Consider the following 17,764-nt stretch of genomic DNA (forward strand, 5'->3'; position numbering starts at 1 on the left):
AGATGACCGAAACCGCCGATCACCCGGACGCCTACCCGCCGAGTGCGGAGTTCGCTGCCGCGGCGAATGTCGATGCCGGTATCTACGAGCGGGCCGCGCAGGACCGCGAAGCGTTCTGGGCCGAGCAGGCCGACCACCTGCACTGGCACGAGCGGTGGAACCAGGTACTCGACTGGACCGACGCGCCGGTCGCGAAATGGTTCGTCGGCGGCCGGCTCAATGTCGCCTACAACTGCGTGGACCGCCATGTGCTGGCGGGGCGCGGCGACAAGGTCGCGCTGCACTGGGAGGGTGAACCGGGCGATTCCCGCACAGTCACCTATTCCGACCTGCTCGCCGAGGTGAGCCGGGCCGCCAACTATCTGACCGAACTCGGGCTGACCGCGGGCGACCGGGTCGCGATCTATATGCCGATGATCCCCGAGACCATCGTGGCCATGCTGGCCTGTGCCCGGCTCGGGCTGCCGCATTCGCTGGTCTTCGCCGGTTTCTCGCCCACCGCACTGCGCCAGCGGATCGACGACGCCGAAGCGCGCCTGGTCATCACCGTCGACGGGCAATGGCGACGCGGTAATCCCGCACCGCTGAAAGAGGCCGTCGACGAGGCCCTGCTCGCCAAGGGCGATGTGCCCTCCAGCGTCGAGCACGTCCTGGTGGTCCGCCGGGTCGGCACCGAAGTGGAGTGGACCGAGGGCCGCGACCTGTGGTGGCACGAGACGGTCGCGCAGGCCGATCCGGTGCACGAGGCGCAGGCCTTCGACGCCGAACATCCCCTGTTCATCCTGTACACCTCGGGGACCACGGGTAAGCCCAAGGGGATCCTGCACACCAGCGGCGGCTATCTCACCCAGACCAGCTACACCCACCGGGTGGTCTTCGACCACAAACCCGAAACCGATGTGTACTGGTGCACCGCCGATGTGGGCTGGGTGACCGGGCACAGCTATATCGTCTACGGCCCGCTGGCCAACGGCGCCACCCAGGTGCTCTACGAGGGCACGCCGAATTTCCCCGACGAGCACCGGCACTGGCAGATCATCGAGAAGTACGGCGTCACGATCTACTACACGGCGCCGACGCTGGTGCGCACCTTCATGAAATGGGGCCGCCAGATCCCCGACGCGCACGATCTGTCCAGCATCCGCGTGCTCGGGTCGGTCGGCGAACCGATCAACCCGGAGGCCTGGCGCTGGTACCGGGACGTGATCGGCTCCGGCACCGCTCCGATCGTGGACACCTGGTGGCAGACCGAGACCGGCGCCATCATGATCTCGCCGCTGCCCGGTATCACCGCGACCAAACCGGGCGCCGCCATGACTCCCGTACCCGGTGTCTCGGCCGCGGTGGTCGACGAAGAGGGCAAGGCCGTGCGGCGTGGTGAGACCGAGGCCAACGGCTATCTGGTCCTGGACCAGCCGTGGCCGTCGATGCTGCGGGGCATCTGGGGCGATATGGAGCGGTACCGGGCCACCTACTGGGACCGTTTCGGCGACCAGGGCTGGTACTTCGCCGGTGACGGCGCCAAACTCGATGTCAACGGCGATCTGTGGGTGCTGGGCCGGGTCGACGATGTGATGAATGTTTCCGGCCACCGCATCTCCACCGCCGAAGTGGAATCGGCGCTGGTCGGGCATTCCGGTGTGGCGGAGGCGGCGGTGGTCGGCGCCAGCGACGAGACGACCGGTCAGGGCATCGTGGCCTTCGTCATCCTCACCGCCGGGGCAGCCGACACCGGGGCCACGATGGTCGATGAACTCAAGGCCGAGGTGGCGCGCGAGATCAGCCCGATCGCCCGTCCGCGGGAGATCCACGTGGTGCCCGAATTGCCCAAGACCCGCAGCGGCAAGATCATGCGCCGGTTGTTGCGCGATGTCGCCGAGGGCCGGGAACTCGGTGATACCTCCACCCTGGTCGATCCGCAGGTCTTCGAGGCCATCCGAGCCGGTCGGGCCGACTGACCGAGACCGCTCCGGGCACCCGCCCACGCGAGCCACGGCCTCTTTCCGTCGGCCGACTCGCGGGGGCGAGCCCGTTTCGCGGGGGTGCTGCCGGCGACTGTTCGCAGCACAGCAGTCACCACGCCCCGGCAGTACCGTGCACCTTCCCGGTCGGTCTAGGGGGATCACACGCATTTCCCATCCTCTCCGCATGGCCGGCCGCAGACGACCGCGATACCGCGACCGGCGAGGCGCGTGGACGGCAGCCGTTACGCCTTACCGGTCGGCTCGAACTCCGACCTGATTCGGATCCCCGTGCCCGGGAACGGCTACCGCGCCACGATCTCCTCCCGCAGCCCGAGCTCTCGGCCGACCGCCCGGACCTCGGTGCGCGGCGTCGCGCGGACCTCGGTGCGCGGCGTCGCGCGGACCCCGCCCCCGGCGTCGGAGGCGTCGCCAATAGAATTGCGGAAGGTGTGCCGGGAAGTCTGGTCGGCGAGATGGGCGCGCGTCTGCGGAAAGAGACTTTCCCGGCGGGCGCGGTAGACGTCCGTGCGACCGAAAGGTTTTCCCGTGGTCACCAACCCCCGGCAGGAACTCGCCCGATATCTGCGGACCGAAACCGTCGGTGGCGCACTCCTGCTCATCGCGGCCGCGGTGGCGTTGCTCTGGGTGAACTCGCCGTGGGGCCAGAGCTACCTCACACTCACCGAAACCCATCTGACGATCCCGCCGCTGCACCTGGACCTCACCCTGGCCGACTGGGTGAAGGACGGACTGCTCGCTGTCTTCTTCTTCGTGGCCGGGCTCGAACTCAAACGCGAACTCGTCGTGGGCGAACTCGCCGACCGCAAACGCGCCGCGCTCCCGATCATCGCGGCCGCCGGCGGGGTGGTGACGCCGGCGGTGATCGCCTACACGGTGGGTTTCGGGGTCGACGGAATGGACCGCGGCTGGGCTATTCCGGTCGCCACGGATATCGCCTTCGCCCTCGCGGTACTGGCCATGACCGGTTCCCGGATCCCGGCCAGTGCACGGGTCTTCCTACTGAGCCTGGCCGTGGTCGACGATCTGATGGCGATCGTGCTCATCGCGGTACTGTTCACCACCGGCTTGGCTTTCACCTGGCTGGCGGCCGCACTGGCCTGCTGCGCGGGCTGGTGGTTCGCGCAGCACAAACGGTGGACCTCTCCGCTGATCTACATTCCGCTGGCCCTGGTCTGCTGGTATGCGCTGCACGAAGCGCATATCCATCCGACGCTGGCGGGCGTCGCCTGTGGTCTGCTCACCCGGGTCCGCCCGGACGAGGGTGAGGCCGAAGCCCCCGCCGCCCGCTGGGAGCACCGCTTCCAACCCATTTCGGCCGGGCTGTGCGTGCCGCTGTTCGCGCTCTTCGCGGCCGGCGTACCGATCAACGCGGAAGTTTTCGGCGATCTGTTCACCGATCGGCTGTCGCTGGCGATCATTCTCGGTCTGCTGATCGGCAAGACCACCGGCATCTTCGGGATCAGCTGGCTGGCCGTCCGCACCGGAATCGCCGAACGCCCCGCGCATCTGGGTTATCGGGACATGTTCGCCCTGTCGGTGCTGGGCGCGATCGGGTTCACCGTTAGCCTGCTGGTGGCGGAACTGGCACTGGAGGACTATCCCGATTCCGCCGAACTCGCCAAGGCCGCGGTCCTGGTGACGTCCATGGCCGCATCGCTGGCCGGTTCGGCGCTACTGTTGCGGCGTGGGCGTGTCCACCGAGCACGGCGTGACGCGGATGCGCTAGAACCAGAACAGTAAGACCGAGCAGGATCGGGACAGGGAGAGGGTCGACCACGTGAGTGTCACACAGGGCGGTAACGGAGACGGTGTACGAGGCGGCACGGTCACCTCGATTCCGCTGTCCGAGATCGACCCGCACGCATCGGCCAGTTTCGGCAGTCTGGTCCGCGACGCCTCCGAGCAGGTCTCGACCCTGGTCCGCGCCGAGGTGGCCCTGGCCAAGGCCGAGGTGACCGGTGAGATCAAGAAGGGCCTGCAGGGCAGCGTCTTCTTCATCGGCGCGTTGACCGTGCTGCTGTTCAGCAGTTTCTTCTTCTTCTTCGCCGTGGCCGAGACGCTGGACATCTGGCTCACCCGATGGGCCGCGTTCTGGATCGTCTTCGCGCTCATGATCCTGGTGACCGCGCTGCTGGCGTTCCTCGGCTACCGCAAGGTGAAGAAGCTGCGCGCACCGGAGAAGACCATCGATTCGCTCAGGCAGACCCGCACGGTTCTGCCCTCCGGGTTCGGCAGCCACGACGAGCCGAGCGCGCTGGAGAAGACCACGCAGCGGTAGGCGGGACCGGCACACGGCGACGCCCCGGCGTTCACTACGCTCGGACGACGTGGCGTCGAACTTTCCACCGGACCCGTCCAGCGTGCGCTTCGGCGGCCCTTGGACGCACCGCGATGTGCACGCCAACGGAATACGGCTGCACATCGCGAGCGCCGGGCCGGAGCATCCCGAGGCGCCGCTGGTCGTCCTGCTGCACGGGTTCGCGGACTTCTGGTGGTCGTGGCGCCATCAGCTCACCGCGCTCGCCGAACTCGGTAATCATGTGGTCGCGGTCGATCTGCGCGGCTACGGCGACAGTGACAAACCACCGCGCGGCTATGACGGCTGGACGCTGGCCGGTGATATCGCCGGCCTGATCCGCGCCCTCGGGCACACCGGCGCGACCCTGGTCGGGCACGCCGACGGCGGCCTGGTCTGCTGGGCGACCGCCGTGCTGCACCCGCGGCTGGTCCGGTCGATCGCCGTGGTGTCCTCACCGCATCCGGCGGCCCTGAAGAGTTCGGTGCTGCGCGACAACGCCCAACGTCGAGCGTGGTTACCGGAGTTCCTGCGCGATCAGCTCCCCCGCTACCCCGAACACCGGCTCACCCGCGACGACGGTGCGGGTGCGCTGCGGATCCTGGCCGACCGCGGCGCGCGGTCCTGGGCGCGTACCGCGGAATTCGCCGACAGCGCGAACCGGATGCGTTCGGCCATCCGGATTCCCGGGGCCGCCCACTGCGGGCTGGAATACCGGCGCTGGGCCTTCCGCAGCCAGTGGCGCGCCGACGGTCGCCGGTTCATGGCCGTGATGCGTCGGCCGATCGATATCCCGGTGGTCTCCATGCGCGGCGAGTTCGACCGCTACATCCTGCCGGCCACCGTGCACAGCGGCCCGGAGCTGTCGCCGCACCGCCGGGTGGTCACCATCCGGGACGCCGCGCATTTCGCGCATCAGGAGAACCCGGACGCGGTCACCGCGGAGATCGCGAAACTGCTCGCCGGAACGGACCGGCGAAGACCGGGCCGCGCTGTCTGAGAGCCGCTGCCCGGCCGAACCCGTCCGCAACCGGACGCACCGCAGAGCGGGGGCGGAGGTACGCCGGATGCGGCCCGGCCGCCGCGGGCCGTCAGCTCAGTACGCAGGGACCGGTGTCCACCGGCGAACTGGCCGACGGCGCGATATCGATACGTTCCCGGACCTCGTCGAGGGTGAGCACGTAGCCGGTGTCGTCGTCGGTGACCGCGGCACCGAACACCACGCCCAGTACCTTGCCCTCGGTATCGACCAGGGGGCCACCCGAATTCCCGGCCCGTACCGACCCACGCACGGTGTACACCTCACGCTCCACCGTGCCGTCCCGGTAGATGGTGGGACCGGTCAGGTCCAGGGTCTCGCGCACCCGGGCCGCGCTCGCCGTGTACCGACCACCGCCGGGATAGCCGAGCACGATCGCGCTCTCACCCGATCCCGCCGGTTCCGGCGCCTGCGGGATGACCGGAGCGACCAGCCCGGGCACCGACAGCACCGCGATATCCATGGACGGATCGAATTCGACGACCGTGGCATCCAGCGGCCCGGCCGCGGAATCCACCGTCACACTGGTGGTTCCGGCCACCACATGGGCATTGGTCATCACCCGCTCCGGCGCCACCACGAACCCGGAACCCTCCAGTGCCCGCTGACAGCTCGGCGCCACCCCGCGGATACGCAGCACGCTCTGCTGCAGGGAACCGGCCACCGGACTGGCCAGCACGCTCGGATCCGGCGGTTCCACCGCGGCGATGGGCGCGCGCCCGAACGGACCGATCACATCCGGCAGGCCCGAGGTGTTGAGCAGTTTGGAGAACTCGTTGGGCAAGTGGCGCAACCAGTCGGGGGCGACCCGGTTGACGTCGGCGAGGACACGGGAACTGTTGATGGCCGAGGCGATGGCGGGCTGCGACGAGGTCGCCAACGGGAGCGCCAGCAGCCAGGCCGTCACCAGCACCGCGCCGGTCTGCAGCACCGCGCCCACCACACTGTCGACACCGCGCGCGAACGGATGGGTCATCCCGCTGCGCGCCGCCCGGCCCAGCACCATGCCGGCGACTTCACCGACGATCACCAGCAGCACGATGAGCAGGACGCCCGCCAGTACCCGGCTGCGGCCCTCGTCGATGTGCACGAGAATGTGCGGGGCGATCAGGATGCCGGCGACCGCGCCCAGCACCACCCCGAGAAAAGCCAGCGCGGAGGCCACCGCGCCCTGCCGCCACCCCGAGGAGGCGGCCAGGAGCGCCAATATGACAACCGCTATGTCGAGCCACGCCGAGGAGCTCACAGCACCATCCCCACCGCGGCCAAGGCCTCTTCCAGATCACGCACGTCGGTTCGGTCCCATTCCGATTCCCAGCCCAGTGAAGTCACGAGTCCGGCCAGTATGCCGCCGGTGAGCCCCCAGACCAACATTCCGTCCACCTGGAAGGCCGGACTCCGGTACCCGAGCGCACTGCGCACCAGGAACCGGTTGGCCGGGTCGAGGAGTTCCGCCATCGGTACCCGCACCACCCGATCGGTCTCCGCCCGGTCCATCACCCGGACCTCGCTCGGGGTCCGCCAGTAGGAGACGACCGGGGTCACGTCGAAACGCGAGGGCGGGACGAACAGTTTCGGCAGTGTGGTGATCGGCTGCACGCCGGTCCGGTCCAGGCCGGTCTCCTCCCATGCCTCCCGCAGCGCGGTGTCCACCGGACCGTCGTCGCCGGGATCCACGGCGCCACCGGGAAAGGCCACCTGCCCGCGGTGTTGGCGCATGGTCGACGCACGCTGGGTGAGCAGCACCTCGGCATCTGCGGGCAGCCCGCCGGGCGCATCCGGGTCGCCGGCCGGATCACCCGCGAAAAGCACCAGTACCGCGGCCTCGCGGACCTCACCCGCCACCGGGCGGCGCAGGGTCCGCGTCCGGCCCAAGGTGTCCGAGAAATCGGGCCGGGCGGGCCCGGCCGCCCCGCTCAGCCAGGGCGGCAGGTGTTCTTCGCTCATACGGTGACTCCCAGGGCGCCGGCCACACTGGCGGCGAGATCGTCGGCGTCGCGCAACGGACGGGCGACATAGTCCGCGATCGAACCGTCCGGGCGGACCAGGACGGTGATCGGCAGGGCCGTCGGGGCCTGCGCGGCGGCGCGGACCCGGGCTTCGGGGTCCTGCAGACCGGGCAGGTGCAGCTCGGCGTGCCCCTGCGCCCGCAGGTCGTCGTTCAGCGCGGCCAGCAGCGCGAGCGCCTTGGCCTCGTCCGGATCACTGTGCACCGTCAGCACCTGCACCGCGGCACCCGCCCGGTCGGCGTATTCCTGGAAGATCGGCAGCTCGGTACGGCACGGCTGGCACCAGTACGCCCACAGGTTGAGCACGAGGGGCCGACCGGTGAGACGGCCCGGGTAAGCCGGTGAGGCATCGGCGAGACAGTTCAGCACCAGATCCGTCAGCGGCCCCGGCGGCTGCGCCGCGGCCGAGGCGGCGGGGCACGGCGCGGCCCCGGACGCGGCCCGCAGCCCGGGCTCGATCGTGCGGGTGGGCCCGGTTGCCGGGCCGGCGTTCTCCGAACCACCGCGCGGCCAGAAAGCGACAGCAGCCGCCAAGGCCACGATCACCGCCGTCAACGCCCATTTCCAGAAAACCGGTACGCGGCTCACCGGCCCACCAGTTCGAGCAGATGCGGCGCCTCGGGTCCCTTCACGAGCTTGGCCGCCGCTTCCGGATCGGTGGGCCCGGCACCGAACGAGGGGCAGTCCTTGGCCAGCAGACATACCCCGCACGCCGGTTTCCGGGCATGACAGACGCGGCGCCCGTGGAAGATCACCCGGTGCGACAGCATCGTCCACTCCTTGCGCTCGATCAGCGCGCCGATCGCGTGTTCGACTTTTACCGGGTCCTCCTCGGTGGTCCAGCCCCAGCGGCGCACCAACCGGCCGAAATGCGTATCGACGGTGATACCCGGAATTCCGAATGCGTTACCGAGAATCACATTGGCGGTTTTTCGGCCGATGCCGGGTAAACGGACCAGCTCCGCCATCGTGTGAGGTAATTCACCGTCGTGTTGTTCGAGGAGTGCCTGTCCGAGGCCGATGAGTGAATTCGCCTTGTTGCGGTAGAAACCGGTGGGCCGGATGAGTTCTTCCAGCTCCGCACGGTCGGCCTCGGCATATGCCCGGGCGTCCGGATAGGCGGCGAACAGCGCCGGAGTGGTCATATTCACTCGCACATCCGTGCATTGCGCGGACAGGATCGTGGCCACCGCGAGTTCCAGCGGAGTACCGAAATCCAACTCGCAATGGGCGTCGGGAAATGCACGTGCCAGAAGCCGGTTCATCCGGCGCGCGCGGCGCACCAGACCCAAACGTGTTTCCGCCGGTCGGGTACGGGATTCACGGGTGCGCGCCCCGCCGGTGGCCGGACGCACGACAGCCGCCTCGGCAGTGCCGGAAATGTCGCTTCCGACGGTTTCTGAGGGGGAGGTACGCACCCGTCCACCATACGGAACCGTCCGACAACGTTGCCTTCTCAGTTCTACTCCCGTATTCCATCTGAGACCTCGACAGTGTTAACTACCCGGCATGCAAGGACTCGCTGTGGTGCTCTTCCCAGTGGTGTTGATGCTGTTCGCACTCGGCATGGAACGGGTGGAGAACCGTCTGCGCAAACTTCTCGAGCCCGACGAGGAAGTCCAGGCCTACCTGGACAAGGCCAGCAACGCCGAGGTCAACGAGCTGACCAAGCTCGGACTACCGGCGGCGGTCGCGCGTATGCGCCGCCGCCGTAATCGCAGCGAGGAGGCGCGCGAGACCCTCGACATCGCCCGTGCGAGCTGATCGACGTCGCCCGTACGAGCCGATTCGTACGGGCGCGGTATCGGCCCCGACTCGCCCACGGTTAACCTTCCTTACGTGGTGTCTGTCACTGCGCGCCGATCAGGCCGCGTAGACTGCACTGTCGGCCGAACCGCACGGTCCGCCCGACGACTACAGCCATTTCCTTAAGGAGCACATTCGTGGACGAGGCCCTCGCCAGAGCAGGCATCTTCCAAGGCGTTGAGCCCACCGCGGTGGCTGCGCTCGCCAAACAGCTGCAGCCCGTGGATTTCCCTCGCGGCCACGTCATCTTCAACGAGGGCGAACCGGGTGATCGGCTGTACATCATCACGTCCGGCAAGGTGAAGCTGGGCCGCCGGTCCCCGGACGGCCGGGAGAATCTGCTGACCATCATGGGCCCGTCGGATATGTTCGGCGAGCTGTCCATCTTCGATCCCGGACCGCGCACCTCCACCGCCACCACGGTGACCGAGGTCCGGGCGGTGACCATGGACCGCGACGCACTCAAGGCGTGGATCGATCAGCGTCCCGAGATCGCCGAACAGCTGCTGCGGGTCCTCGCCCGCCGATTGCGGCGCACCAACAACAACCTGGCGGACCTGATCTTCACCGACGTCCCCGGCCGGGTCGCCAAGGCGTTGTTGCAGCTCGCACAGCGGTTCGGCACCCAGGAGGCCGGCGCGCTGCGGGTGACCCACGACCTGACCCAGGAGGAGATCGCCCAGCTCGTCGGCGCCTCCCGCGAGACGGTCAACAAGGCACTCGCCGATTTCGCGCATCGCGGCTGGTTGCGGCTGGAGGGCAAGAGCGTGCTGATCTCCGATTCCGAGCGACTGGCCCGCCGGGCGCGCTGACCCGCGGCACGAGCGGCTTTCCACGCGGCGTCGCCCGATCGCGGAGGGCGTTACCCGCTTCGCGTCACCGGTCGGGTGCGCCGCGCTTCCGGCGCTGCTACGCAGAACGGGCGGCGCTTCGAGGATCACCATCCCTCGGAGCGCCGCCCGCTGCCGGATTCGCTTCCCTCAGTTCTGCGTGTCCCGCTCCGACCGCAGATACGTGAGCTGCGATTCCACCGAACTCCGGGCGGCCGGCCACAGGCTCTCGTCGACATCGCAGTACACCGTGCGCACCACATCCATGGCGTCCGCGTCGGCACCGAGTTCTTCCAGTGCCGCGCGGACCTGCGCGAGCCGCTCGTGGCGATGCGCGATGTAGTACCGCGCCACCGGTTCCACATCCGGATGATCCGGCCCGTGTGCGGGCAGCAGGGCCCGTCCGGCGCCGGCTTCGAGCAACCGGTCCATCGACCGCAAGTAGTCCCGCAGCGTGCCGTCGCGATCGAGCACAGTGGTGCCGCGCCCGAGGATGGTGTCCCCGCTCAGCACCGCGTCCGCCAGCAGGAAACTCACCGAATCGGCCGTATGCCCGGGCGTGTGCAGCACCGTGATCCGCAGGCCCGCGGCCTCGACCACCTCACCGTCGGTCAGCACTGCCACCTCGCCGCGCAGGAACTCCGGGTCCATGGCCCGTACCGGTGTCCCGGTCAGACGCACCAACTCGTCGATACCGCCGGTGTGGTCGGGATGCCGATGGGTGATCAGCGTGAGCGCCACCGCGCCACCGGTCGCCTCGGCGATCGCCGCGATATGTGCCGGGTCGTCGGGGCCCGGGTCCACCACCACGCAGTCCGCGCGATCGGGTGATCGCAGGATCCAGGTGTTCGTGCCGTCCAGAGTCATCGGTCCCGGATTGTTCGCGAGCAGTACCGACGCCGACGGCGTCACCACGCGCAATTGCCCGTAGGCCGGATGGGTGAGTGTCACCACAACACCTCCAATTCGAAAGTCGCCCCGTCGAATCTATGGGCAACGCCACGGGCCTGCCGAACCGGGAGCGTCCCGGCCGCTCAGCGCACCTCGGCGATGAGTTCGACCTCCACCGGAGTGTTCTTGGGCAGTTCGAAGACCCCGACCGCCGAGCGCGCGTGGGCGCCCGCCGGCCCGAACACCTCACCGAGGAACTCCGAGGCGCCGTTGATCACCAGCGGCTGATCGGTGAATCCCGGTGCCGAGGCGACGAATCCGACCACCTTCACGATCCGCACGACCTCGTCGAGGCCGACCAGGTCGTGAACGGCGGCCAGCGCGTTCACCGCGCACCAGCGGGCCGCGGTCACCGCCTCGTCGAGCGAGACCTCGGCGCCGACCTTCCCGACCGCCGACAGCTCACCCGCCACGAACGGCAACTGCCCGGAGGTGTAGACGTGGTTGCCGGTGCGTGTCGCGGGCACGTACGCGGCCACCGGAGCCACCACGGGAGGCACTGTCAGGCCGAGCCGGTCGAGGTTGGCCCGCCATTCGGTCACGGGCCGATTCGCTTCGGATTCCGCCATGGCGCTTACTGCTTCGGCCGCTTGAGGTAGGCGACGTGCTGCTCACCGGTCGGCCCGGGCAGTACGGTCACCAGCTCCCAGCCGTCGGCGCCCCACTGATCCAGGATCTGTTTGGTCGCATGCGTCAGCAGCGGTACGGTAGCGTATTCCCACTCGGTCACATCGCTCATGCGCACGGAGCCTACTGGGTGCCGTTCGCGAGGCCCACGGCGCGACCGCGGGTCCGGTGATAGAGGGGCGGTCCCGGTGTCTGGTACACCACAACCGCACAAACCACAGTATGCGGGCATCCGTCCAGCGCGAGTTATAGGCTCGCGACCGTGGCAGAACCAACGACGATGTCGGAATCGGCCGAACCGGGCCTGAAGACGGGGTGGCCCGACAGCGCGACGAACGCCCGCCTGCACTACGTATCCGGTAAGGGCGGCACCGGTAAGTCGACGGTGTCCGCGTCGCTGGCGCTGGCGTTGGCCGCCGGGGGGCGACGGGTACTGCTGGTCGAGGTGGAGAATCGCCAGTCGATCGCCCAGCTGTTCGATCTGCCGCCGCTGCCACCCACCGAGACGAAGATCGCGACCGCCGACGGTGGCGGCGAAGTGGTGGCCCTGGCACTCGATATCGAGCACGCGTTCCTGGAATACCTCGATATGTTCTACAACCTCGGCTTCGCCGGCCGGGCGATGCGCCGGATGGGCGCCATAGATTTCGTCACCACCATCGCGCCGGGCCTGCGCGATGTCATCCTGACCGGCAAGATCAAGGAATGCGTGGTCCGGTCCGACAAGACCGGGCGTCCCGTCTACGACGAGGTGGTCGTCGACGCGCCGCCGACCGGCCGGATCGCCAGTTTCCTCGATGTCACCCAGGCCATGGCCGAACTCGCCAAGGGCGGCCCGATCGCTGCCCAGGCCGACGGGGTGTCCAAACTGCTGCATTCGGACCAGACGGTGATCCACCTGGTGACGCTGCTCGAGGCGCTACCGGTCCAGGAGACCCTGGACGCCATCGCCGAGCTGCGCGGAAACGATCTGCGTATCGGCAGCGTGATCGTCAACCGCGCCGTACACAGCCCGCTCAGCGCACAGACGCGGGCGGCCGCGGCAGCCGGTGAACTGGATGCCGACGCCGTGCGTACCGGACTGGAATCCGCCGGGATCACCCTGTCCGCCGCCGACTTCGCGGGTCTGCTCACCGAGACAGTGGAACATTCGGCCACCCTCGGCGCGCAGGACACCAGTGCGGCCGAACTCCTCGACCTGGAGGTCGCCCGGCTGTTGCTGCCCGCCCTCGCCAACGGCATGGACCTGGGCGGTCTCTACGAACTGGCCGCCCATCTGAGCGAGCAGGGAGTCCGATGAGCACCCGACCGGCCGGTCCGGCCCCCCTCGACATCTCGACCATCCTCGGCGACCCGACGGCCCGCGTCGTGGTGTGCTGCGGTTCCGGCGGCGTCGGTAAAACCACCACGGCGGCGGCGATCGCGTTGCGCGCGGCCGAGCAGGGACGCAAGGTGGTCGTGCTCACCATCGACCCGGCCCGCCGACTGGCCCAGTCGCTGGGCGTCGCGGACCTGGACAACAGTCCGCAGCGGGTGGAGCTGGGGCCGGAGGCCAAGGGCGAATTGCACGCCATGATGCTGAACATGCGACGCACCTTCGACGAGATGGTGCTGGAGCACACCACCGCCGACAAGGCCGAGCAGATCTTCGCCAACCCCTTCTATCAGGCGGTGGCCTCCTCGTTCGGCGGCACCCAGGAGTACATGGCGATGGAGAAACTCGGCCAGCTCGCCGGGCGCCGGGAATGGGATCTGATCGTCGTGGACACCCCGCCCTCGCGCAACGCCCTGGACTTCCTCGATGCCCCCAAACGCCTCGGCACCTTCTTGGAGGGCCGGATGATCCGGGTCATCATGGCTCCCGGCCGGGGCGTGGGGCGGTTCGTCACGGGCGCCATGGCCCTGGCCGTACGCGGGGTGTCGACCATTGTGGGTGGCCAGATGCTCAAGGACGCCTCGAATTTCCTGCAATCACTGGAATCGCTGTTCGGCGGCTTCCAGGAGCGGGCCAACCGCACATTCGCCATGCTGGCCAAGCCCGGTACCCATTTCCTGGTGGTCGCCGCACCGGAACACGACGCACTGCGCGAGGCGTCGTTCTTCGTGGACCGGCTGTCCACCGAACAGATGCCGCTGGCCGGGCTGGTACTCAACCGGACTCATCCGGTGCTGTGCTCGCTGCCCTCGGATCACGCCCTCACTGCCGCCGACGGGCTCGACGATTCGGATCCGCTATCGGCCGGGGTGTTGCGTGTCCACGCGCAGCGGGTCGCGACCGCGCGGCGCGAACAGCATCTGCTGCACCGGTTCACGGGCGCGCATCCGCGGGTGCCGATCGTCTCGGTGACCGCGCTGCCGTTCGATGTGACCGATCTGGCCGCACTGCGGGCGGTCGGGGCGCAATTGGCCGGAACGCAGACCGCCGGGGACAGCTGACCTTGTCCGGCCACGGTCCCGCTCGCCCCGACCGGGCAAACCGCCGGGCACCCGAAATCTCGAGTGCCCGGCGGTCGGTAGTCCAATAGGGATTTGATTTACATAGCCACCTGGTGCTGGCGCTGCGCGTGGAAGAAGTCCGACCACGAAGTCACCTCGGGATGCTGTTTGAGCAGCGCTCGCCGCTGGCGCTCGGTCATACCACCCCACACCCCGAACTCGACCCTGTTGTCCAGAGCGTCCGCTCCGCACTCCATCAGGACCGGGCAGTGCCGGCAGATCGTCGCCGCCTTGCGCTGGGCGGCGCCGCGTACGAACAGTTGATCGGGATCCACTTCCTTGCATCGGGCCTGGGCCACCCAGGCGATCCTCGCTTCGGCCTGCTCTACGTCCAATCGAGCGACGGGGGTTGTCATGTGCATTTGGTGTGCCCCTTTGCCAGTCCGAACACCGGGTCACGGCGCTCCGGAATCGCGTCCACTACGCAGCAACCCGAACCCCGCTGCGAAGTGCACCACATTCCACATTGAGTGTTAGCTCTATCACACTGAGCTCTCAATCTAGGTAAAGGTATGCCGATTGCGCAAGACCGAGTGATGACTTTTTGGTACGTCCGTGCCTGCGAACCGGGGGTCGCCACTCACCCTCCGGCCCGTAAACGCACGTCAAGCGCCCTGCGCGATACTCCCCGCTCAATACACTGATCAGCGAGAACAACACCCGGAGTCCACACGTCACGAACCCCGAACGGTGACCCTCTACGCTGGTGCTGTGCCGATCACACGTGCGCTCCTCAAGCTGGCGGGCAGCTGTGTACTCGCCTCCGTGCTCGTAGCCGGATTGTTGTTCCCGGTCGCCGGAGGTTTCGGATTCGTCTCGAACCGCGCCGCCGACGCCGTCGACAACGTGTCCGCGGAACTGGTCGAGGGAACCGTCCCCGCCGTGTCCACCATGGTGGACGCGGCCGGCAATCCCATCGCCTGGCTCTACGAGCAGCGCCGGTTCGAAGTGCCCAGCGACCAGATCTCCAACGATATGAAGCTGGCCATCGTCTCCATCGAGGACAAGCGCTTCGCCGACCACCACGGCGTCGACTGGCAGGGCACCATCCGCGCCTTCCTGACCAACACCAGCAGCGGCGAGGTCCAGCAGGGCGCCTCGACCATCGACCAGCAGTACGTCAAGAACTTCAACCTGCTCGTGGTCGCCAAGACCGACGCCGAACGCCGGGCCGCCATCGAGACCACCCCCGCGCGCAAGATCCGCGAGATCCGCATGGCGCTGACCCTCGACAAGGAACTCACCAAGGACGAGGTCCTCACCCGCTATCTGAACCTGGTCCCGTTCGGTAATTCCTCCTACGGCATCCAGGACGCCGCCCAGACCTATTTCGGTATCGACGCCAAGGACCTGAACATCGCCCAGTCGGCCATGCTGGCCGGCATGGTGCAGTCCAGCTCCAAACTGAACCCCTACACCAATCCGGAGGGGGTCACCGCGCGCCGTAACACCGTGCTGGACACCCTGATGCAGAACATCCCCAGCCGGGCCGCGGAGTTCCACGCGGCGAAATCGCAGCCACTGGGTGTACTGCCCGAACCGAAGGGTCTGCCCCGGGGTTGCATCGCGGCGGGCGACCGCGGGTTCTTCTGCGACTACGCCTTGCAATACCTGGCCGAGGCCGGGCTCAGCAAGGAACAGATCGAAAAGGGCGGCTACCTGATCCGCACCACCCTGGACCCCGCCGTCCAGGATTCGGTGAAGCGCTCGGTCAATACGAACGCCGACCCACATCTGGAGAACATCGCCTCGCTCATGTCGCTGATCGGGCCGGGCAAGGACAAGCATCCCCTGCTGGCGATGGCGAGCAGCCGCACCTACGGCCTGAACCGGGACGCGCACGAAACACTGCTCGGTCAGCCGTACTCCATGGTCGGCGACGGCGCGGGTTCGGTGTTCAAACTCTTCACCACCGCCGCGGCAATGGAGAAGGGTATGGGCACCAACGCCCAGCTCGATGTGCCGTCTCGGTTCGACGCCCGCGGCATGGGTAACGGCGGCGCCCCCGGGTGCCCACCGGAGACATACTGCGTCGAGAACGCGGGCAACTACCGGTCACCGATGTCGGTGACCGAGGCGCTGGCCACCTCACCGAACACGGCCTTCGTGAAACTCATCCAGGCCGTCGGCGTGACCCCGACCGTGGATATGGCCGTCCGGCTGGGCCTGCGCTCCTACACCGAGCCCGGTACCTCCGGCCACGACGACAACCAGAGCCTGGCCGATATGATCAAGGGCCAGAATCTCGGCTCGTTCACCCTGGGCCCGCTGGCGGTGAATCCGCTGGAACTGTCCAATGTCGCCGCCACCCTGGCCTCCGGAGGCACCTGGTGCCCGCCCTCACCGATCGCGGAAGTGATCGACCGCTACGGCAAACCCGTCCCGCTCACCGAGCAGGCGTGTGAACAGGTGGTCGAGCCGGGTCTGGCGAATACGCTCGCCAATGCCATGGGCAAGGACTCCGCCGGTGGTGGTACCGCCTCGGCGGCCGCCGGGAGCACCGGCTGGAACCTCCCCGTCTCGGCCAAGACGGGTACCACCGAGAGCCACCGGTCGTCGGCGTTCCTCGGCTTCACCAACTCGCTCGCGGGCGCTGTCTACGTCTACGGCGACAGCCCGACCCCCGGGGAGATCTGCTCCTTCCCGCTGCGCAACTGCCCGGCCAGCGACGCCAACGGCCTGTTCGGCGGTAACGAACCCGCTCGCACCTGGTTCGGCGCGGTCAAGCCGGTAGTGGGCAACTTCCCGCCGCCGGCCCTGCCGCCGGTGGACGAGAAATACGTCCGCGGCGCGGAGAACGCACAGGTGCCCGACGTCGTCGGGATGACCACGGGCGAAGCCACCGGGGCTCTCACCGGCGCCGGCTTCAAGGTCACCACGGTGACCTCGCCGGGCTCGGCGCCCAAGGGCACGGTCACCGGATCGACGCCGAACGGGTCGGCGATCCCCGGATCGCAGGTGACGATCTACGTCAGCGACGGCACCGTCCGCGAACCACCGCCGCCGGGCCGGCCGGCAGCGCCCACCCCGAACGCTCCCGGGTTGCCGCTGCCGCCGTTCCTGCCGCCGATCCCCATTCCGGTGCCCATCCCACGCTGACCCGGCGGTGCGGGCGCGGTCCTACAGCCGCGCCTTCACCGCCGCCGAGATCCGCGAGCCGTCGGCCTTCCCGGCGGCCAGCCCGGAGGCCACCTTCATGACCTGGCCCATCTGCCGCATCCCGGGCCGCTCACCGAGTTCCTCGGCGACCTGGGCGATCGCGGTATCGGCCAGGTCGGCCACCTCGGCGTCGGTCAACTGCGTGGGCAGGTACTCGTCGATGATCCGCGCCTCGGCGTGTTCGTTGGCCGCCAGCTCGCCGCGGCCCGCCTGGGTGTAGATCTCGGCCGATTCATTGCGTTTCTTCGACTCCTTGGTGAGCACCGCCACCACCTCGGCGTCGGACAGTTCGCGGGCTTCCTTCCCGGCGACCTCGCTGGTCTGGATGGCGGCCAGCAGCATCCGCAGAGTGTTCAGCCGCAGCGAATCCTTCGCCTTCATCGCGGCGGTCATATCGGCGCGCAGCCTCGATTTCAGTTCCGACATGGGCAGAACGGTAGCCGCTGCACCCCGCCACGCCCACCGGATTACCCGCTGAACCGGGCGTGTTCGCCGACGGGCCGATCGATCGTTTCCCGAGGCCACGGGCATGTCCGCAGCCGAAGCGGCGTGTCATCTGCCCGCCA

Annotated in this window: 19 protein-coding genes; 9 read left to right on the forward strand and 10 right to left on the reverse strand. The window is 68.4% G+C overall.

Annotated elements, in window-relative coordinates; genetic code table 11:
- Window positions 1-2: 2 nt before the first annotated feature.
- Window positions 3-1,958 (forward strand): acetate--CoA ligase, encoded by a 1,956-nt coding sequence (gene acs / locus ABZV91_RS02165; protein ID WP_355234051.1) that lies wholly within the window; start codon window positions 3-5, stop codon window positions 1,956-1,958.
- Between the two features lie 308 nt (window positions 1,959-2,266).
- Here acs and ABZV91_RS02170 read toward each other — a convergent pair whose 3' ends face one another.
- Window positions 2,267-2,518, reverse strand: coding sequence for a hypothetical protein (locus ABZV91_RS02170; protein WP_355234053.1), 252 nt, complete (start codon window positions 2,516-2,518; stop codon window positions 2,267-2,269).
- On the opposite strand from ABZV91_RS02170, the gene nhaA reads away from it, so the two are divergent.
- The 3 genes from nhaA to ABZV91_RS02185 are packed head-to-tail and all read left to right on the forward strand — an operon-like array spanning window position 2,511 to window position 5,281.
- Window positions 2,511-3,725, forward strand: a complete 1,215-nt coding sequence (nhaA, locus tag ABZV91_RS02175; RefSeq protein WP_355234056.1) for a Na+/H+ antiporter NhaA — start codon at window positions 2,511-2,513, stop codon at window positions 3,723-3,725. The two genes, ABZV91_RS02170 and nhaA, sit on opposite strands and share 8 nt — an antisense overlap.
- Before the next feature lie 37 nt (window positions 3,726-3,762).
- A complete protein-coding gene (locus ABZV91_RS02180) occupies window positions 3,763-4,263 on the forward strand; it encodes a phage holin family protein (protein WP_355234059.1) in 501 nt (166 codons plus the stop codon).
- A gap of 49 nt (window positions 4,264-4,312) precedes the next feature.
- Complete coding sequence (locus ABZV91_RS02185; RefSeq protein WP_355234061.1) at window positions 4,313-5,281, forward strand: alpha/beta hydrolase; 969 nt, start codon at window positions 4,313-4,315, stop codon at window positions 5,279-5,281.
- A gap of 91 nt (window positions 5,282-5,372) precedes the next feature.
- On the opposite strand, the gene ABZV91_RS02190 is transcribed toward ABZV91_RS02185, so the two are convergent.
- Genes ABZV91_RS02190 through nth form a run of 4 tightly spaced genes read right to left on the reverse strand, consistent with a single transcriptional unit; the run spans window position 5,373 to window position 8,684 of the window.
- Window positions 5,373-6,566 (reverse strand): MarP family serine protease, encoded by a 1,194-nt coding sequence (locus ABZV91_RS02190; RefSeq protein WP_355234064.1) that lies wholly within the window; start codon window positions 6,564-6,566, stop codon window positions 5,373-5,375.
- Window positions 6,563-7,267 carry a CoA pyrophosphatase gene (locus tag ABZV91_RS02195; protein ID WP_355234067.1) on the reverse strand — a complete coding sequence of 235 codons (705 nt, stop codon included), beginning with the start codon at window positions 7,265-7,267 and terminating at the stop codon, window positions 6,563-6,565. The genes ABZV91_RS02190 and ABZV91_RS02195 overlap by 4 nt, the downstream gene beginning before the upstream one ends.
- Entirely contained in the window at window positions 7,264-7,917 is a 654-nt protein-coding gene (locus ABZV91_RS02200; RefSeq protein WP_355234070.1) for a TlpA disulfide reductase family protein, read from the reverse strand. Before ABZV91_RS02200 ends, ABZV91_RS02195 begins: the two co-directional genes overlap by 4 nt.
- Window positions 7,914-8,684, reverse strand: a complete 771-nt coding sequence (nth, locus tag ABZV91_RS02205) for an endonuclease III (RefSeq protein ID WP_355234418.1) — start codon at window positions 8,682-8,684, stop codon at window positions 7,914-7,916. The genes ABZV91_RS02200 and nth overlap by 4 nt, the downstream gene beginning before the upstream one ends.
- A 154-nt stretch (window positions 8,685-8,838) precedes the next feature.
- On the opposite strand from nth, the gene ABZV91_RS02210 reads away from it, so the two are divergent.
- Both ABZV91_RS02210 and ABZV91_RS02215 read left to right on the forward strand, forming a co-directional pair.
- Entirely contained in the window at window positions 8,839-9,093 is a 255-nt protein-coding gene (locus ABZV91_RS02210) for a hypothetical protein (RefSeq protein ID WP_058853391.1), read from the forward strand.
- Between the two features lie 179 nt (window positions 9,094-9,272).
- A complete protein-coding gene (locus tag ABZV91_RS02215) occupies window positions 9,273-9,947 on the forward strand; it encodes a Crp/Fnr family transcriptional regulator (RefSeq protein WP_039821685.1) in 675 nt (224 codons plus the stop codon).
- A 168-nt stretch (window positions 9,948-10,115) separates the two neighbouring features.
- On the opposite strand, the gene ABZV91_RS02220 is transcribed toward ABZV91_RS02215, so the two are convergent.
- From ABZV91_RS02220 to ABZV91_RS02230, 3 genes are all read right to left on the reverse strand, one after another.
- Window positions 10,116-10,916, reverse strand: coding sequence for an MBL fold metallo-hydrolase (locus ABZV91_RS02220; RefSeq protein WP_355234074.1), 801 nt, complete (start codon window positions 10,914-10,916; stop codon window positions 10,116-10,118).
- 83 nt (window positions 10,917-10,999) lie between these two features.
- Window positions 11,000-11,485, reverse strand: a complete 486-nt coding sequence (locus ABZV91_RS02225; RefSeq protein ID WP_355234077.1) for a RidA family protein — start codon at window positions 11,483-11,485, stop codon at window positions 11,000-11,002.
- Window positions 11,486-11,490: 5 nt separating this feature from the next.
- On the reverse strand, window positions 11,491-11,655 hold the full coding sequence (locus ABZV91_RS02230) for a DUF4177 domain-containing protein (protein ID WP_355234080.1): 165 nt from the start codon (window positions 11,653-11,655) through the stop codon (window positions 11,491-11,493).
- A gap of 168 nt (window positions 11,656-11,823) precedes the next feature.
- Here ABZV91_RS02230 and ABZV91_RS02235 point away from each other — a divergent pair, with 168 nt between their 5' ends.
- Together ABZV91_RS02235 and ABZV91_RS02240 are read left to right on the forward strand one after the other, a co-directional pair.
- A complete protein-coding gene (locus ABZV91_RS02235; RefSeq protein ID WP_355234421.1) occupies window positions 11,824-12,843 on the forward strand; it encodes an ArsA-related P-loop ATPase in 1,020 nt (339 codons plus the stop codon).
- Entirely contained in the window at window positions 12,840-13,979 is a 1,140-nt protein-coding gene (locus ABZV91_RS02240; RefSeq protein ID WP_355234083.1) for an ArsA family ATPase, read from the forward strand. Before ABZV91_RS02235 ends, ABZV91_RS02240 begins: the two co-directional genes overlap by 4 nt.
- Before the next feature lie 98 nt (window positions 13,980-14,077).
- On the opposite strand, the gene ABZV91_RS02245 is transcribed toward ABZV91_RS02240, so the two are convergent.
- Window positions 14,078-14,401, reverse strand: coding sequence for a WhiB family transcriptional regulator (locus ABZV91_RS02245; RefSeq protein WP_030524217.1), 324 nt, complete (start codon window positions 14,399-14,401; stop codon window positions 14,078-14,080).
- A 349-nt stretch (window positions 14,402-14,750) separates the two neighbouring features.
- Between ABZV91_RS02245 and ABZV91_RS02250 the strand changes: the two genes are divergently transcribed.
- On the forward strand, window positions 14,751-17,138 hold the full coding sequence (locus tag ABZV91_RS02250) for a transglycosylase domain-containing protein (protein WP_355234086.1): 2,388 nt from the start codon (window positions 14,751-14,753) through the stop codon (window positions 17,136-17,138).
- Between the two features lie 21 nt (window positions 17,139-17,159).
- On the opposite strand, the gene ABZV91_RS02255 is transcribed toward ABZV91_RS02250, so the two are convergent.
- The gene (locus ABZV91_RS02255) at window positions 17,160-17,624 is read right to left on the reverse strand and encodes a GatB/YqeY domain-containing protein (RefSeq protein ID WP_030524219.1); all 465 of its coding nucleotides are present in this window, start codon (window positions 17,622-17,624) and stop codon (window positions 17,160-17,162) included.
- Window positions 17,625-17,764 lie beyond the last annotated feature (140 nt).

The organism is Nocardia sp. NPDC004568 (genome assembly GCF_040609955.1).
In the GTDB taxonomy this organism is placed as follows: domain Bacteria; phylum Actinomycetota; class Actinomycetes; order Mycobacteriales; family Mycobacteriaceae; genus Nocardia.

Bases quoted from the DNA above. Each gene is read 5' to 3' on its own strand.
- acs (WP_355234051.1), top strand. From the start codon at position 3: ATGACCGAAACCGCCGATCACCCGGACGCCTACCCGCCGAGTGCGGAG.
- ABZV91_RS02195 (WP_355234067.1), bottom strand. From the start codon at position 7,267: ATGAGCGAAGAACACCTGCCGCCCTGGCTGAGCGGGGCGGCCGGGCCC.
- ABZV91_RS02210 (WP_058853391.1), top strand. From the start codon at position 8,839: ATGCAAGGACTCGCTGTGGTGCTCTTCCCAGTGGTGTTGATGCTGTTC.
- ABZV91_RS02225 (WP_355234077.1), bottom strand. From the start codon at position 11,485: ATGGCGGAATCCGAAGCGAATCGGCCCGTGACCGAATGGCGGGCCAAC.
- ABZV91_RS02230 (WP_355234080.1), bottom strand. From the start codon at position 11,655: ATGAGCGATGTGACCGAGTGGGAATACGCTACCGTACCGCTGCTGACG.
- ABZV91_RS02235 (WP_355234421.1), top strand. From the start codon at position 11,824: ATGTCGGAATCGGCCGAACCGGGCCTGAAGACGGGGTGGCCCGACAGC.
- ABZV91_RS02240 (WP_355234083.1), top strand. From the start codon at position 12,840: ATGAGCACCCGACCGGCCGGTCCGGCCCCCCTCGACATCTCGACCATC.
- ABZV91_RS02245 (WP_030524217.1), bottom strand. From the start codon at position 14,401: ATGCACATGACAACCCCCGTCGCTCGATTGGACGTAGAGCAGGCCGAA.
- ABZV91_RS02255 (WP_030524219.1), bottom strand. From the start codon at position 17,624: ATGTCGGAACTGAAATCGAGGCTGCGCGCCGATATGACCGCCGCGATG.